Source organism: Stenotrophomonas sp. AGC87, assembly GCF_057333975.1.
The window spans coordinates 8,450-24,438 of sequence record NZ_JBHFHW010000009.1; the positions used below are offsets into that span (position 1 = coordinate 8,450).

17 protein-coding genes are annotated in these 15,989 nt (G+C 67.6%); 8 read left to right on the plus strand and 9 right to left on the minus strand.

Annotated elements, in window-relative coordinates:
- Positions 1–145: 145 nt before the first annotated feature.
- Positions 146–742: a hypothetical protein gene (locus ACE026_RS03645; protein ID WP_486037907.1), complete on the plus strand. Its 597-nt coding sequence runs from the start codon at positions 146–148 to the stop codon at positions 740–742.
- An 18-nt stretch (positions 743–760) separates the two neighbouring features.
- On the opposite strand, the gene ACE026_RS03650 is transcribed toward ACE026_RS03645, so the two are convergent.
- Positions 761–1,648: a LysR family transcriptional regulator gene (locus ACE026_RS03650; RefSeq protein ID WP_486037909.1), complete on the minus strand. Its 888-nt coding sequence runs from the start codon at positions 1,646–1,648 to the stop codon at positions 761–763.
- A gap of 110 nt (positions 1,649–1,758) precedes the next feature.
- On the opposite strand from ACE026_RS03650, the gene ACE026_RS03655 reads away from it, so the two are divergent.
- Positions 1,759–3,195, plus strand: coding sequence for an MFS transporter (locus tag ACE026_RS03655; RefSeq protein WP_486037911.1), 1,437 nt, complete (start codon positions 1,759–1,761; stop codon positions 3,193–3,195).
- A gap of 38 nt (positions 3,196–3,233) precedes the next feature.
- Here the strand turns inward: ACE026_RS03655 and ACE026_RS03660 are convergent, their stop codons facing one another.
- From ACE026_RS03660 to ACE026_RS03675, 4 genes are read right to left on the minus strand one after another with little or no spacing between them, the layout of a single operon-like run.
- Entirely contained in the window at positions 3,234–4,043 is an 810-nt protein-coding gene (locus ACE026_RS03660) for an N-formylglutamate amidohydrolase (protein WP_486037913.1), read from the minus strand.
- Positions 4,036–4,587, minus strand: coding sequence for an NUDIX hydrolase (locus ACE026_RS03665; protein ID WP_486037915.1), 552 nt, complete (start codon positions 4,585–4,587; stop codon positions 4,036–4,038). The genes ACE026_RS03660 and ACE026_RS03665 overlap by 8 nt, the downstream gene beginning before the upstream one ends.
- Entirely contained in the window at positions 4,584–5,522 is a 939-nt protein-coding gene (locus ACE026_RS03670) for a 5'-3' exonuclease (protein WP_486037996.1), read from the minus strand. Before ACE026_RS03670 ends, ACE026_RS03665 begins: the two co-directional genes overlap by 4 nt.
- Positions 5,523–5,550: 28 nt before the next feature.
- Positions 5,551–6,126 (minus strand): nitroreductase family protein, encoded by a 576-nt coding sequence (locus ACE026_RS03675; protein WP_486037917.1) that lies wholly within the window; start codon positions 6,124–6,126, stop codon positions 5,551–5,553.
- Between the two features lie 331 nt (positions 6,127–6,457).
- On the opposite strand from ACE026_RS03675, the gene ACE026_RS03680 reads away from it, so the two are divergent.
- Positions 6,458–8,776, plus strand: coding sequence for a DUF1631 domain-containing protein (locus ACE026_RS03680; RefSeq protein WP_486037919.1), 2,319 nt, complete (start codon positions 6,458–6,460; stop codon positions 8,774–8,776).
- 70 nt (positions 8,777–8,846) lie between these two features.
- Entirely contained in the window at positions 8,847–9,929 is a 1,083-nt protein-coding gene (locus ACE026_RS03685) for an NAD(P) transhydrogenase subunit alpha (RefSeq protein ID WP_486037921.1), read from the plus strand.
- Positions 9,930–10,003: 74 nt separating this feature from the next.
- Here the strand turns inward: ACE026_RS03685 and ACE026_RS03690 are convergent, their stop codons facing one another.
- From ACE026_RS03690 to ACE026_RS03700, 3 genes are read right to left on the minus strand one after another with little or no spacing between them, the layout of a single operon-like run.
- Positions 10,004–10,435: a DUF3106 domain-containing protein gene (locus ACE026_RS03690; protein ID WP_486037923.1), complete on the minus strand. Its 432-nt coding sequence runs from the start codon at positions 10,433–10,435 to the stop codon at positions 10,004–10,006.
- Positions 10,435–10,770 carry a hypothetical protein gene (locus ACE026_RS03695; RefSeq protein ID WP_486037925.1) on the minus strand — a complete coding sequence of 112 codons (336 nt, stop codon included), beginning with the start codon at positions 10,768–10,770 and terminating at the stop codon, positions 10,435–10,437. Before ACE026_RS03695 ends, ACE026_RS03690 begins: the two co-directional genes overlap by 1 nt.
- Positions 10,767–11,342, minus strand: coding sequence for an RNA polymerase sigma factor (locus tag ACE026_RS03700; RefSeq protein ID WP_486037927.1), 576 nt, complete (start codon positions 11,340–11,342; stop codon positions 10,767–10,769). The genes ACE026_RS03695 and ACE026_RS03700 overlap by 4 nt, the downstream gene beginning before the upstream one ends.
- Before the next feature lie 130 nt (positions 11,343–11,472).
- Here ACE026_RS03700 and ACE026_RS03705 point away from each other — a divergent pair, with 130 nt between their 5' ends.
- Both ACE026_RS03705 and ACE026_RS03710 read left to right on the plus strand, forming a co-directional pair.
- Positions 11,473–11,781, plus strand: coding sequence for an NAD(P) transhydrogenase subunit alpha part 2 (locus ACE026_RS03705; RefSeq protein WP_121044596.1), 309 nt, complete (start codon positions 11,473–11,475; stop codon positions 11,779–11,781).
- Positions 11,778–13,232 carry an NAD(P)(+) transhydrogenase (Re/Si-specific) subunit beta gene (locus ACE026_RS03710; protein ID WP_486037929.1) on the plus strand — a complete coding sequence of 485 codons (1,455 nt, stop codon included), beginning with the start codon at positions 11,778–11,780 and terminating at the stop codon, positions 13,230–13,232. Before ACE026_RS03705 ends, ACE026_RS03710 begins: the two co-directional genes overlap by 4 nt.
- A 204-nt stretch (positions 13,233–13,436) precedes the next feature.
- On the opposite strand, the gene ACE026_RS03715 is transcribed toward ACE026_RS03710, so the two are convergent.
- A complete protein-coding gene (locus ACE026_RS03715) occupies positions 13,437–13,856 on the minus strand; it encodes a hypothetical protein (RefSeq protein WP_486037931.1) in 420 nt (139 codons plus the stop codon).
- A gap of 118 nt (positions 13,857–13,974) precedes the next feature.
- Here ACE026_RS03715 and sufT point away from each other — a divergent pair, with 118 nt between their 5' ends.
- On the plus strand, positions 13,975–14,526 hold the full coding sequence (gene sufT, locus ACE026_RS03720; RefSeq protein WP_123728426.1) for a putative Fe-S cluster assembly protein SufT: 552 nt from the start codon (positions 13,975–13,977) through the stop codon (positions 14,524–14,526).
- Between the two features lie 57 nt (positions 14,527–14,583).
- Positions 14,584–15,681: a branched-chain amino acid aminotransferase gene (locus tag ACE026_RS03725; RefSeq protein WP_486037933.1), complete on the plus strand. Its 1,098-nt coding sequence runs from the start codon at positions 14,584–14,586 to the stop codon at positions 15,679–15,681.
- Positions 15,682–15,989: the final 308 nt, after the last annotated feature.

The following is a 15,989-nucleotide window of genomic DNA, read 5'->3' on the forward strand; positions in this document are numbered from 1 at the left end:
CCGGCCCCCACCACCCAATGCGAGTTGCGCGACTAACGCTCAGTGAGTCCTCACGTCTGCTGCTCTTGGCGATGTCGCCTTTGGCCTTGATGCTGGAACCGACGGAATGACATCGTGCGGCGCCCTGCCGGCCTCCGATGCCCCGATGTACAAACAGGTAGTTGTTACCAGGGATGCTCCGACGCCCCATGACGCCTATGTCGGCGGAGGTGCATTTCTCCCGGACGATGTTCAGTGGCCCGGGCTTGCCGACGGTCTTCCTCTGGTCCACTTGGCCGCATTTCCTGCGGACTGGTTTTATCCGGAAGGAGTCGCGCTGGACTTCTGGATATCGGTGTTCATTCCAGTCGACATGGAACGTTTCAGCCATCTTGACCAGTTGAGGCTGCATGACGGTTCCAGTGCGGCGGCTGTGATTGCCTATCGCCGTTCCTCAAGGCAGCACTGCAATACACCAATGGATCTGCTGGAAGCTGGGCGCTTGGAGAGGGTTGATTGCCACGACGAAGATGACGAAGACAATCTTGATTCGAAGGTTGACGGCGTCGATGCGTGGCTGCAGGCACCTCTGGCATGGCCAGGCGGACGCCGAAGGTTGGCCATCTATGGTGCAGACATTGACGCCGCTATGCCGAGTAGAAGGGGAATGTTGTTCGACGGAATGGGCTATCTGTTTCTCTCCGATCGACCAGAATTTGACTCATTCGACGAGATTGGAGCGTTTTGCTTTCAGCTGGGTTGATCTTCCTGCTTTGCAGATTCACCAATCACCGCCCAACAACGCCTCCGCCAACACCTGCAGCTTCGGCGAAGCCTGCCGCGAGGGTGGGTAGACCAGTGACAGCACCCGGCTGCGGCCCTCGAAGGGCTGCAGCACCCGCTGCAGCCGCCCGTCCGCCAGCGCATCGGCGACCGCGAAATCCATCACCTGCACGATGCCGATCCCGGCCAGCGCCCCTTCCACCAACGGGTCGCCGCTGTCGAACACCATCCGCGCCGGTGGAGTGAACTCACGCAATTGGCCGTCGGCCTCGCGGAACTGCCAATCCACCAGCCGCCCGCTGCGCAGATTGCGCACCGCCAGGCAGGCGTGATCGTGCAGCGCATCCACCGCGGCCGGTTCCCCGTGCCGCGCGATGTAGGCCGGAGACGCGACGGTGACCCAGTTCAACGGCCGCAGCGGGCGCGCCACCATGCGCACATCGCTGATCGGCCCGGTGCGCAGTGCGGCATCGAAGCCTTCTTCGACCAGATCGACCAGCCGGTCGTTGAGTACCAGCTCGAACTGCAGTTGCGGGTGCGCCGCCATCAACTGCCCGGCCAGCGGCACCAGCACCTTGCGCCCGAACATCGAGGGCGCCGTCAGTTTCAACACGCCCGAGGGCGTGGAGGGGCGATCACCCAGCCGGCGCTCGGCATCCTCCAGCCCACTCAGCAGCGGCGCGCAGTGCTCGACGAACTGGCGGCCATCCGGGGTCAGGCTGACGTTGCGGGTATTGCGGTGGAGCAGCCGCACCCCCAAGGCGCTTTCCAGCCGGCTGATCGCCCGTGACAGCCCGGATTGGCTGATCCCCAGCTGGCCGGCGGCGACGGTGAAGCTGCGTGCTTCGGCCACCTGCACCAGCATGCGCACGGCGTTGAGGTCCATGGATTTCTCCGATTCATGCGGATATGCATGACAGATATCGAAGTATCCGGGTTTATTTCTGCAGCGTCATCAATGAGACTGCCCACCTTCTTACGCAGTACCGAGTCGGCATGACCTCCCCCCTGTCTCCCGCTGGCGCGCCGGCGCCCGCATTTCCGCGCCTCGCCCTGGCGTTGCTGGCCACCGCCCAGCTGATCATCGCGCTGGATTCCACGATCATCTTCGTTGCCCTGCACGAGATGGGCGCGCAGCTGCGCATCAACGCCCAGCAGCTGCAGTGGATCGTCAGCGGTTACACGGTGGCGTTCGGCGGGTGCCTGCTGCTGGGCGGCCGTGCGGCCGATTTGCTGGGGCGCCGCCGGGTCTATCGGCTGGGCATGGCGCTGTTCGCGCTGGCTTCGCTGGTCGGTGGGTTCAGCACCAGTGCGTGGCTGCTGATCGCGGCCCGCGCGGTGCAGGGCATCGGCGCGGCGTTGCTGTTCCCGGCCACGCTGGCGCTGATCAACACCATCTACGCCGAAGGCGCGCCGCGCAATCGCGCGCTGGCGATCTGGTCGATGGCCAGCGCCGGCGGCCTGGCCCTGGGCACGCTGCTCGGTGGCGTGCTGACCCAGAGCTTCGGGTGGGCGTCGGTACTGCTGGTGATCGTGCCGTTCGCCGGCGGCTGCGCGCTGCTGGGTGGCTGGTGGCTGCCGCGCGATCCCGCGCCGCTGGCAGGGCGCTCGTTTGATCTGGCCGGCTGTGTGACCGTCACCCTCGGCGGCAGCCTGCTGGTGACCACCCTCGTGCAGGGCCCGGAATGGGGGTGGTCGGCCCCGCTCACGCTGATCTGCCTGGTCGTGTCGGCAGTGATGCTGGCCGCCTTCGTGCAGATCGAACGCCGCAGCCGCGACCCGCTGATGCAGTTCTCGCTGCTGCGCCTGCGCAGCCTGCGTGCGGCGATGCTGCTGACCATGCTGTTCATGAGCAGCTACGGCGTGCAGTACTACTTCCTGGCGCTGTACTACCAGGATGGCTACGGCTGGAGTGCGCTGCAGGCGGGCCTGGCGTTCCTGCCGCCGACCTTGGTGTGCACCTTCGGCATCCGCATCGCCGAGCGCATGCTCGCGCAGCGTTCGCCGCGTCAGGTGCTGACGGTGGGCATGCTGGCCGGCGCGATCGGCATCGCCGCGGTCGCCGTCGCGCTGCCGTATGGCGCGACCTACTGGGCGCTGCTGCCGGGCATCGTGGTGCTCAGCCTTGGCCAGGGCATCACCTGGACGGCGATGTGGATCGTGGCCGGGCAGGGCGTGCCGGCGGCGCAGCAGGGCGTGGCCTCGGGCATGGCTGCCACCGCACAACAGATTGGCGGCGCGCTGGGCCTGGCGTTGCTGGTGATGCTGGCCAATGCCGGTCGTGGCAGCGCGGGCGCCAGCAGTGAGGCGGCCCTGCAGGGCATGATCCACGCGCAGTACGGCGCGGCCCTGTTCGCCCTGCTGGGGGTGGGCGTGGCGCTGTGGCTGCGGCCGCAGCCGGAGGCCGCGCCTGCCAGGCCGTGCCTCGAATGAACCGGCGCGGTGGGCGCGCAGCCGGCTGACGACCGGCATCACGCAGGCGGCAAGGCGTCCAGCTGCGGCTGCAGTGCAGTGAAGATGCGGGCCAGGCGCTGCGCCCAGGCTAACTGCCCGGCGGCATCGGCAATCAGGTCCTGACGGATCTCCAGCTCCACATGCACCAGCCCGCGGCCTTCGCCATGCACCGGCACGGCATAGTCGCTGGTGCTGCTGACCGCGTAGGGCTGGTTGTCGCCCACCACCAGGTCGCCTTCTTCGCGCAGCGCCTGCAGCAGCGCACGCGCAAAGCGCGTGTCCCGGTGGTACAGCACGCCGGCATGCCAAGGCCGCACGGCGTCGTTCATCACCAGGGTGAAGCTGTGCATCATCACCAGCAACGTCGGCCGGGCCTGCGCCTGGCGCGTGTCCAGCTCGGCATCGATGCGCGCATGGTAGGGCGCATGGATCGCCGCGATACGCTGCTGACGCTGCAGCGCCGACAGGCCCTGGTTGCCGGGAACGGCGGTGAGGTCGCTGACCGCCGGCATCAGCGTGGGCGACGCCAACGGCCGGTTGCAGTCGATCACCAGCCGCGAGTAGGTCTGCGTGATCGCCCACGCATCCAGCAGGCGCGCCAGTTCAATGGTGACCCCGGCGATGCCGATGTCCCAGCCGATGTGGCGGTCCAGTTCGTGCTGCGGCAGGCCGAGGCCGGCCAGTGACGCCGGCACCTGCTGGCCGGCGTGGTCGGCCAGCAGCAGATAGGACGAGCGGCCCTGCGCCTGATGCACGGTGAACGGCGCCGGGTCGGCCGGCCCGAGCAGTGACGCACCCGTGTGCGGAGGGGCAAACGCATCAGCCACGCGGGGTGCCGTCCAGGTGGTGTTCGATCATCCACAGGCCGGCCCACAGCTTGGCGTCCAGCTCATAGCCCTGGCCCATCTTCTCGACCAGCCACGCGGCGGCGCGGGCGCGCGGAATCGCGTGCACGGTGATGTCTTCGCTGGCATCGCCACCGCCCTCACCCACCTTGCGCAGGCCGGTGGCACGGACGAAGGCGATCTTTTCGCTGCTGGCCCCGGAGGAGGTCGGGCCGATCATCAATACCTCGGCGTGATCGGCGGTCCAGCCGGTTTCTTCCTCCAGCTCGCGCACGGCCGAGACCTCGATCGACTCGCCGGCATCGATGTCGCCGACCAGGCCGGCCGGCATTTCGATGGTCTTGGCCTGCAGCGGCACCCGGAACTGTTCGACGAACAGCACCGTGTCGTCCGGGGTGACCGCGATGATGATCGCGGCCAGACCGCCGGCGTGGGTGCGCTCGCTGTACTCCCACGTGCCGCGCACGACCATGCGCTGGTACTTGCCTTCAAAAACGACCTTGGGGGCTTGCGTATTGGGGCTCATGCGAACTCGCTGGCAACGGAAGAGGAATCGGACAGGCCGGCGGCGGTGAACAGGCGGCGCCGGGTCAACGGCCCGAACCGCAGTGCATCGCACAGGCCCTGCAGCATCTGTGCATCGGCCACGCCCCGGCTGAAATCGACGGCGGCGCCGTCCAGCGGCGCATCCAGCGCGATGGTGGTCAGCTGGCGCCACAGCAGCGCATGCTCGCGCTGTTCGCGCAGCCGCACTGCCATCTGCGCCGCGCCGCGCAGGCGCAGGAAGGGCACTTCATCCAGGCGCTCGTACAGCACGTCCAGGCTGCCGAAATGGGCCAGCAGCACCGCAGCGGATTTGGCCCCGACCCCGGTCACGCCGGGGATGTTGTCGACCGCATCGCCGCACAGGGCCAGGTAATCGGCGATCTGGTGCGCATGCACGCCGTGGCGGGCTTTGACGCCGGCCATGCCCCAGCGCTGATTGCGCGCGTAATCCCACTGTTCGTCATGCTCGAACAGCAGCTGCGAGAGGTCCTTGTCGGCGGAGATGATCACCCCGCGCATGCCGGCATCCCGGCGTGCATGCAGGGCGCTGCCGATCAGGTCATCGGCCTCGTACTCGTGGTGGGCCAGCACGGCCAGGCCGAGCGCGGTGCACAGCGCCTTGCAGTGGGCGAACTGGCGGCGCAATGCATCGGGCGCGGGGTCGCGGTTGGCCTTGTAGGCCGCGTAGATCCGGTGCCGGAAGCAGCTGTCCAGGGCTTCATCGAAGGCGATGGCGATGTTGGCGGGGCGTTCGCGCTCGAGCAGGTCGAGCAGGAAGCGCGCGAAGCCGTGCACGGCATTGGTCGGCCAGCCCTGCTGATCCTGGAACTCATCGGGCATCGAATGCCACGCGCGGAACACGTACAGACTGGCGTCGACCAGGTACAGCGGCGCACGCAGCGGCGGGTGCGCCATGCCGGGGCCGGCGGGAAGGGCGGACATCTCAGCCCTCCCAGTCCTGCAGCAGCGCGGCCGGGTCCGGGCGCTCGCGCTCGGGAACCGCGGTCTTCGGTGTGCCGATATGGATGAAGCCGGCGATCTGCTCGCCCTCGGCCAGGCCCAGGTGGGCGTGCACGGCCGGGTCGAAGGCCATCCAGGCGGTCAGCCACTGCGCGCCGAAGCCGAGCGCCTGCGCGGCCTGCAGCAGGGCGAAGCAGACGCAACCGGCGGTCATCAACTGCTCCGCCTCTGGCACCTTGGGGTTCGGGCGCGGGCTGGCGATGACGGTGATGATCAGCGGGGCATGGGAGAAGCGCTGGCGGTCCTTGTCCAGCTGGGCCGGTGAGACCTGGGGGTCGCGCTGGACGGCGCGCTCGGCCAGGAAGGCGCCCAGACTGTGACGTGCATCGCCGGCAATCCGCAGGAAGCGGTAGGGCACCAGCTTGCCGTGGTCCGGCACGCGTACGGCCGAGCTCAGCATCCTCATCAGGGTGGCCGGGTCGGGCCCGGGTTCACCCAGTTGCTTGGTGGGGACCGAACGACGGGCGTCCAGGGCGTGCAGCGCGGGGGGGACGGACATGGGCTCTCAATCTGGCTTCACGGTGCCCCGATTATAGTCGCGACCGTTTGTGACACGGCCTTGGGCGATCTCGGTGCAATTTGCGACAAAACGTGATGAACATCACCTAATCAGCGGACTTCCTTCACGTGGCTGTACTCGCTTCCACGGCCTGCTGCGCTTACGATACAAAGCCTGCCGGGCCACCGGTAACGAGGTTTAAAGTGTCGACTGTTTCACTGTCTCTGACCGGTCGGCCGGCCTACCATCCGAACGTGGGCGCATGGGGTGCGCCGGCGTTCGTTATATCCATGCTGTACTCAGTGCCTGCGAGGGTGGGGAGCCTTTTCGCATGATTGCCACGCCCAATGTAGGGGGGCACCCGGGCCGTGACCCGGCGTTGTTGACGATGGCCCGTGAGGCCGTGCTGCCGGGGCTGGTCGAGTCGTTCTCGACGGTGCTGGCGCGCTTCGACGACGTGCTGTTTGACCGTGCTGGTACCGCCGGCGCGTCGCAGTTGCTGTTCCTGGATGGCATGCGCGAGCTGCGCCGGCGCCGGGACGACATCGTGGCCGGCTTCCGCGCCCACCTGGCCCAGGCCTGGGAGGCGCTGGAGCGGGGCGAGCCGCTGTCGGCCGAGGCCACCCTGGCCGGCCAGATAGAAGATGGGCTGAGCCTGGTGCCCGAACACGTGCTGGAGTCCCGGCTGGCGGTGCGCAATTTCGCCACCGTTCTGCTGCGTGACTTCAAGCCGGTACTGTCGCGTCTGGACCGCCGCCTGGGCATGATCGCCGGGGGGCTGGAACTGCAGGCCGATACCAATCCGATCAGCCCCGAGCACCTCGGTGTGGCGATCCACGAGGCCTTCGCCGATTGTGAACTGGCCCCGGAAGTGCGGCTGGTGCTCATCAAGTTGTGCGAGCGCGATCTGCAGCAGCCGATCGGCAAGCGTTACGAGTATCTGGATGAACAACTGGCCGCAGCGGGCGTGATGCCGCAGATGGCCGCGCGCCGTCCTGCTCCGCGCGCGCCATCGCCGCCGCGCGAGGACCGCGATGCCTTCGAGGGTTTTGAGCCCGAGAGCAGCATGGGATCGGCGGGCGAAGAGGGCCAGGCACCGGCCTGGGCACGTCGCTTCGCCGACCGCTGGGCCGAGAGTCGCGGCCGCCTCCAGGGCGGCGGGCATGCCGCGCACGAGGGACATGGCGAGGGCGGTGACAGCCTTGGGGGCAACCAGGGCATGCTGCTCGATGCCCTGCACGAACTGCTGCAGCAGACCCGCCATGTGCGCGAGGACGCCACCTCGGCGGCCAGCGTCGCGGTCGGCCAGCAGCGCCCGCTGAGCCAGCGCGAAATGATGTCGGTGCTGTCGCTGCTGCAGGCCACACCGAGTGCGACCCTGCGCGCGGCGATCGGTGAAGACGGTGAGTCGCTGGCGCAGCGCCTGAAGAGCGAAGTGCTGTCCGGCGCGACCCGGCTCGGGGTCGATCCCGCGCAGGCGCGGCTGGACCCGCAGGATGAAGATGCGATCGATCTGGTCGGCATGCTGTTCGACGTGATGCTCGATGAGCGCGACCTGGAGGGCCGCTCGCGCGAGCTGATCGGCCGGCTGGTGGTGCCCTTCGTCAAGGTCGCCATGCTCGATCGCCGCATGTTCGTGCAGAAGACCCACCCGGCGCGCAAGCTGCTCAACTCGCTGGCCGAGGCCTGTGAAGGCAACACCGGCGAAAGCCAGGCCGAGCGCGTGCTGATGGGCAAGGTCGAGGAGATCATCGAGCGCCTGGTGGCCGAGTTCAACGAGAACCTGGCCATCTTCCTGACCCTGGAAGAAGAATTCCGCGAGTTTCTGACCCAGCACCGGCGCCGGATCGAGATCGCCGAGCGGCGCGCCGCCGAAACCCAGCGCGGCCAGGAAAAACTTGAAATGGCGCGCCAGCGGGCCAGCACCGAACTGGACCGGCGCATCGGCGACACGACCTTGCCGCAGGCGATCGGTGAATTCCTGCGCCAGCCCTGGCAGCACCACCTGACCCTGACCGTGCTGCGCGAAGGCGAAGACGGCGCTTCGGTCGGTGAGGCGCTGAGCCTGGCCGATGGCATGCTGGATGAAGTGGCCGAGGCACGCCGGCATATCGTCGGCAAGCCGTGGCTGCAGGCCTGGCACCCCGCACTGCGCAAGGTCTTCGCCAGTGTCGGTGTGCATGCCGACGCGGCCACCAGTGCCATCGATGCGCTGCACGACACCCTGCAGGGCATCGCCGAATCGCGCCCCGAGCTGGAACGCGCGCTGCCCGAGCTGCCGCAGGTGGCGTTGCCTTCGCCGCCGGCGCAGGAATCGGCGGCGGTGGAGTTGGGCAGCAAGGTGGATGTCAGCGATTTCGACAATGCCGATGCCGACCGCTTCCGCGGGCTGGAGATCGGCAGCTGGCTGGATTTCGTCGACAAGGACGGCAAGGTCCAGACGGGCAAGCTGTCCTGGGTGAGCCCGATCTCCCAGCGCCTGCTGTTCGTCAATCGGCGCGGGGTGCGCTTCTGCGTGGCCTCTCCAGAAGAGCTGGCGGTGATGGTGCGCCTGGGGCGTCTGCGCGCGCATATCGACGATGGCGCCTTCGACAGCGCCATGCAGGGCGTGATCGATCGCCTGGATACCAAGAACGCCACCGTGCATTGATCCCGGGGCCACCTTGGCCTGACGATCAGGTTACGATCAGCCCACAATCCGCTGATCGTCGGGGACAGGCATGGCTGTCGAGGTGTTGGTGGTAAAGGAGCACGCGCCGGGGGAACGGCGCGTGGCGATGACGCCGGAAACGGCGCGCAAGTTGATCGCGCTCGGCGCGGGCGTGTCATTCGAACCCGGTGCCGGGTTGGCGGCGGGCTTCCCGGATGCGGTGTATCAGGACGTGGGGGCCCAGCCGGCCGATGACACCCGCCTGGCCCAGGCCGACATCGTGCTGTGCGTGCAGCCACCGTCCAATGACCGCCTTGCCCGGCTGAAATCCGGTGCCAGCCTGATCGGCATGCTGCACCCGCAGGCCGATGCCGAACGCGCGGGCCTGATCCAGTCACGTGGCCTGCAGGCGTTCCCGCTGGAACGTCTGCCGCGCACCACGCGCGCCCAATCGATGGATGTCCTCAGTTCGCAGGCCGGCATGGCCGGTTACAAGGCCACCCTGATCGCGGCCCAGCGCGCGCCGCGCTTCTTCCCGATGCTCACCACCGCCGCCGGCACGATCCGTCCGTCCAAGGTGCTGGTGGTCGGTGCCGGTGTGGCCGGCCTGCAGGCGATTGCCACGGCCCGCCGTCTCGGCGCGCAGGTGGAAGGCTTCGATGTGCGCCCGGAAACCCGCGAGCAGATCGAATCGCTGGGCGGAAAATTCCTGGATCTGGGCGTGAGCGCGGTCGGCGAAGGCGGCTACGCGCGGCCGCTGACCGATGAAGAGCGTGCCGAGCAGCAGCGTCGCCTCGGCGAGCACCTGCGCACGGTGGACGTGGTGATCTGCACCGCCGCGGTGCCCGGGCGGCCAGCGCCGAAAATCGTCAGTACCGCGATGGCGCGGGGGATGAAGCCGGGCAGCGTGATCGTCGATCTCGCCGCAGAAACCGGCGGCAACTGCGAAGCCACGCAACCGGGGGAGGTCGTGGATCTGGACGGTGTGCTCATCGATGGCCCGCTCAACCTGGCCAGCCAGGGCGCAGTGCATGCCAGCGAGATGTACGCCCGCAACGTCTACAACTTCGTCGCGCTGTTCCTGAAAGACGGCGCGGTCACCTTCGACTGGGACGACGAACTGCTCGCGAAAACCCGCTGGGTCGCCGCCTGAAATAACAGGGACGGAGGTAGTTAATAATCCCCTCCGTCCCCGTTAACGCCGTTAACGTTAACGCCGTTAACGGCTCAGCGCTTTGGCGGCGGTGGCGGCGTCGGTGCAGGGTTGGCTTTGAGCCACGCCTTGCGTTCATCCGGGGTCATTCGCGCCCAGCGATCACGCAGGTCCTGCCGCTGCTCCGGGGTCATGCTGCGCATCTGGCCGAACAGCGCGCGCGCCTGCTCGCGCTGCTCCGGCGTCATGTTTTCGAAACGGTGGCGGCCCCGGTGCGCCTGCGCGCGTTGTTCCGGGGTCATGGTCAGCCAGCGCTGGCCGTGCTGCAGCATGCGCTCGCGCTGCGGCGCCGGCGCGTCGTTCCAGCGGTCACGCACGGGCGCGATCAACGCTTCGCGCTGCTGCGGGCTGAGTCTGTCCCAGTCCGGTAGCGGGGCGGTCTGCGCCCAGCCGGCCGCACTCAGCGTCAGCAATACCAGCCCCAGGGACAGTCGCAGTTTCATCATCACTCCATTGCCAGGTCGGTGCTGCCCAGCCACACGTACAGATCGGGATTTTCGTCGAGAACATCGCTGCCGTCATCGGCCGCGCTCGCCACGACCGGTGCCGGCGGGGCGGTCGATTCGCCGAGGAGGAAACTGTAGCCCAACGCGAGCGCGACCACCGCAGAACAGGCGGTAGCCATCCACCAGGACGGCGCATGCCGCTTGGCCGACGGGCCGGCATGACGCGCGCTGCGCAGCCGCGCCAACGTGGTCGGCGAGAGCGTATCCAGCGCCTGCGCATGCAGCTGCCGCAGGGCGGCATCGTCTTGCATCGAAGGGGGCAGGGGGCGGTTCACAGGGCGATCTCCAGAGACTGCTGCAGCGCTTGGCGGGCGCGCGAAAGATGGGTTTTGACCGCGCCTTCGCTGCAGCCCATGGCCTTGGCCGTGGTGGCGCCGTCCAGGTCCTGCAGCACGCGCAGGGTGAAGGCCTCGCGCTGGCGGGCGGGCAGCTCACGCAAGGCTTGCACCAGCTGCGCATACTGGTCGCGCTGCTCGTGGGCCTGGGCCGGGCCGGGTGCGTGGTCAGCCCAGTCGATGTCATGCTCGCCGCCGGTCTCGTCGCTGCTGCGCCAGAACTTGAGGCGGAAGCCACGGCGGCGCTGCAGATCCACCACGCAGCGGCGCAGGATGCTCCAGAACAGCGGCGCCCACTCGGCGGCGGGTTTGTCGCGGTAGCCGAGCATCTTCAGCATGCTGTCCTGCACCGCATCCAGCGCGTCGTCGCGCTGGCGCAGGCCGGCCTCGGCGAAACGGAACGCGCGCGGGCCGATGCCGGCCAGGAACGCATCCAGCGACACCGGCAGCGCCACCTCGGCAGGGGCGGGCAGGTCGGCATCCGTCGACGGTAGGGGAGAGCTCACCAGCACAGGGTAGCGTTCCGGCAGGGGGATACCGTGAGAACGCCCCAGGGCGGCCGCGGTTGACCGGCCCGCCCGATTGGTTCAGCGCATGGTTATGATGCAGGGAACGGGATGACCGCCTGGGAGAGTGACTGCAATGAGCGACGGGTTCGTGGCGTTGTATATCTTCATGCTGGCCGCCATTGCCGGCCACGTGATCATTTCGCGGGTGCCGGTGATCCTGCATACCCCTTTGATGTCCGGCTCCAACTTCATCCACGGGATCGTGCTGATCGGCGCGATGGTGGTGCTGGGGCACGCGCAGACCCCGCTGGAGAAGATCATCGGGTTCATCGCGGTGGTGCTCGGCGCGGGCAACGCGGCCGGTGGCTACGTGGTGACCGAACGCATGCTCGACATGTTCAAGCCCAGCGCCAAGCGCGACGCCGGGGAGAAGACGCCTTGAACGTGACCACCGCGCAACTGCTGCAGTGGCTGGTCCAGGTGAGCTATCTGGTTGCCGCAACCCTGTTCCTGCTCGGCCTGCAGCGCATGGCTTCGCCGATGATCGCGCGCAGCGGCATCCGCTGGGCCGGGCTGGGCATGCTGATCGCCACGGTGGCGACGTTCTTCCTGCCCGAGCTGCACAACATCCCGCTGATCCTGGCAGCGGTAGCGATCGGCACCGGCGTGGCGTGGTGGTCGGCCAAGCGCGTGGCGATCACCGACATGCCGCAGATGGTGGCGCTTTACAACGGCATGGGCGGCGGCTCGGCGGCGGCGATCGGTGCGGTCGAACTGCTGCGCTTCTCGTTCCTGACCAACCGCGATACCACGCACTGGAGCGAGCAGGCACTGGCCGATCTCGCTGCGCGCCAGCCGTCGGCCACCGTGCTGGCGCTGGCCGTGATCGGTTCGGCGATCGGCGCGGTCTCGCTGTCCGGCTCGATCATCGCCTGGGCCAAGCTCGATGGCCGGCTCGACCGCCGCGTCACCTTCCCGGGGCAGCAGGTGTTCAATCTGCTGGTCGCGCTGGCGATGGTGGTGCTGGGCATCTGGGCAGCGGTCACCCTGAGCCCGGTGGCCATCATCAGCTTCTTCGTGGTCGCGCTCGCACTCGGCGTGCTGATGACGCTGCCGATCGGCGGCGCGGACATGCCGGTGGTGATCTCGCTGTACAACGCGTTCACCGGCCTGGCCGTGGCCTTTGAGGGCTACGTGCTCGGCAACGAGGCGCTGATCATCGCCGGCATGATGGTCGGCGCGGCGGGCATCCTGCTCACCCGCCTGATGGCCAAGGCGATGAATCGTCCGATCAGCGGCGTGCTGTTTTCCAACTTCGGTGGCGGCGGTGTGGCGCAGGAGATCAGCGGCGCGCAGAAGCCGATCGAGGCCAGCGATGTCGCCGCGATGCTGGCCTTCGCCGAGCGCGTGGTGATCGTGCCCGGCTACGGCATGGCCGTGGCCCAGGCCCAGCACAAGGTGTGGGAGCTCGCGCAGCGGTTGATCGATCGCGGCATCAAGGTGAAGTTCGCGATCCACCCGGTCGCCGGGCGCATGCCCGGGCACATGAACGTGCTGCTGGCCGAGGCGGGCGTGCCCTACGACCTGATCGCCGACATGGACGACATCAACCCGGAGTTCCCCAACACCGACGTGGTGCTGGTGATCGGCGCCAACGACGTGGTCAATCCGGTGGCGCGCACCGACCCGGCCAGCCCGATCTACGGTATGCCCATCCTGGACGTGGTCAACGCCCGCAACGTGGTGGTGATCAAGCGCGGCAAGGGCACCGGCTTTGCGGGCATCGAGAATGCGCTGTTCTACGCCGATAACGCCCGCATGCTGTACGGCGATGGTGCGGGTGCGGCGAGCGCGCTGGTGAGCGAACTGAAGGCGCTCGACGGCGGGCATTGAGGCGCGGATGCAAGGGTCACGACCAACGGTCGTGACCTACCGGCGACCCCGGATCTACGGCGACTCCGGACCTGCGGTAGTGCCGGCCGCTGGCCGGCTCAACGCGATGCCTGAATGCCAGCGCGTTTCCGTTCTGATGTCATGAGGAGCCGGCCAGCGGCCGGCACTACCGATGGCACGCCGCGGCAGCGTGCAGGGGGGGCGTTATTTCGCCACCCACCAACCCACGACCAGCGCCACGCCCAGCCACAGCCATTCGACCGCGCCGTTGGCCAGGCCGCTCAGGGTCCAGGCCAGATAGGGCCCCATGCGCAACGCTGATTCCCACGGGGTGAGCCCCATCGCGCCGCCCAGGTAGGCCGAAGCGATCCCCCAGTTGGCTGCCAGCGCCGCCAGCACGGTGGCCAGCAGGGTCAGCACCACCCGGGTGGTGCCGGCGCGCAGGGTGCCCAAACGCAGCATGAAGGCGATCTCCAACGCCGCCAGAACCGCCATCCAGCCGGCCTGGCGGCCGGTGAGCAGGGCGATGAACAACCAGGCCAGCACGGCCGTGACGACACCAAGCAGAAACAGCGGGGGCCAGAGCCAGTGGCGGCTCCGGACAGGCACGGACGTGGGCGACATACAATCTTCCTGTAAGTCCCCACAGGATACCGGCTTGCGGGGTGACCGGCGCGTGGGCGGCCACTGGGCTAAAATGGTCGCCTTGCGGGAATTGGCCGCGACCCCCATATCGATCCACATGTATTCCCGTAGCAGTGAACCTGTCCACTTCGAACGCGACTGCGAGGCCGTCATGGTCCCGCAGGGCGAAACGGTCACGCTGCCCGCTGGCAGCTATGGCTATATCACCCAGGCCCTGGGTGGCAGCTATACCGTCTTTGTCGAAGGCAATCTGTTCCGCATCGCCGGCAAGGATGGCGATGCCATCGGCAAGGAAGCGCCCCCGGCGCTGGAACTGCCCGCCGATGCCTCCGACGAGGAGGTCGAAAAACTGGTGTGGCAGCAGCTGCGCACCTGTTTCGATCCGGAAATCCCGTTCAACATCGTCGATCTGGGCCTGGTCTATGAAGTGGACCTCAAGCACCTGGATGACGGCCAGCGCGAGGTCGAGATCAAGATGACCCTGACCGCACCCGGCTGCGGCATGGGCGAGATCCTGGTCGATGACGTACGCAGCAAGCTGGAAATGATCCCGACGGTGGCGCAGGCCGACGTCGAGCTGGTGTTCGACCCGCCGTGGGGCCGCCACATGATGTCCGAGGCCGCCCGGCTCGAAACCGGCATGCTGTAACCGCCCATCGCCAGCCGGCGTCACGGCGTTCCCCGTAACCAGAACAGGAAATATCCGGTGTCCCAGTCTTCCGTGAGCTTCAACACCACCCGTTCCGCCCAGCCGCGCAGCAGCGAGGAGCGTGAACGCATCCTGGCCGCCCCCGGTTTTGGTCTGCACTTCACCGATCACATGGTGGAAGTGCGTTGGGACAAGGACACCGGCTGGCACGATGCCGTGGTGCGCCCGTACGGCCCGCTGCAGCTGGATCCGGCCGCCGCGGTGCTGCATTACGGTCAGGAAATCTTCGAAGGCATCAAGGCCTACCGCCACGCCGACGGCTCGATCTGGACCTTCCGCCCGGAGGCCAACGGCCGCCGCCTGCAGCGTTCGGCCCAGCGCCTGGCGCTGCCGGAACTGCCGGTGGACATCTTCGTCGAATCGCTCAAGCAGATGATTGCCGTGGACGCGTCGTGGGTGCCGTCGGCCGACGAATCCAGCCTGTACTTCCGTCCCTTCATGATTGGCGATGAAGCCTTCCTCGGCGTGCGCGGCGCGCACAAGGCCGGCTACTACGTGATCGCCAGCCCGGCTGGCCCGTACTTCGCCAAGGGTGTGGCGCCGGTGTCGATCTGGCTGTCCACCGACTACGCACGCGCAGGCAAGGGCGGCACCGGCGCGGCCAAGTGCGGTGGCAACTACGCCGCCTCGCTGTTGCCGCAGCAGAAGGCGCAGGCGCAGGGCTGCTCGCAGGTGTTGTTCCTGGATCCGGTGGAAGGCAAGTACCTGGAAGAACTGGGTGGCATGAATGTGTTCCTGGTCTACAAGGACGGCACCCTGGTGACCCCGGCGTTGTCGGGCAGCATCCTGGAAGGCATCACCCGTGAAAGCATCCTGCAGCTCGCCCGCGACCGCGGCATGAAGGTCGAAGAGCGCAAGGTCACCCTCGAGGAGTGGAAGGACGGCGTGACCTCCGGCGATATCGTGGAAGCGTTCGCCTGCGGTACCGCGGCGGTGGTCACCCCGATCGGCCAGCTCAAGGGCGAAGGCTTCTCGGTGGGCGACATCAACGCGCCGGCCGGCGAAGTGACGATGTCCCTGCGCAAGGAATTGACCGACATCCAGTACGGTCGCCTGCCGGACCGTCACGGCTGGCTGGTCCGCCTGGACGCCTGATCCCTGCGGATCCGCGCTGATGCATCAAAACCCGCCTGGTGACAGGCGGGTTTTTTGTTGCCTGTTCGCCGCCGACACTCCATGTCCCGCGGTGGCAATAGCGCAAGTCCTTGATGCGCAAGCGTTGTCCGGCCTTTGTCGGCGGAGACAGCCATTTCGGACATCCGGTGACGCCTTCAGAGCGCTTGGAAGCCCCGGCGTCCCTTCACTTTCACAAACCCTCGACCCGGAAAGTCTCAGATCCGACATTTCATGTCATGGAAGCGCGGCTGAAACGTTGTTCATCCGCCAGCAAGCTATTAGCGTCG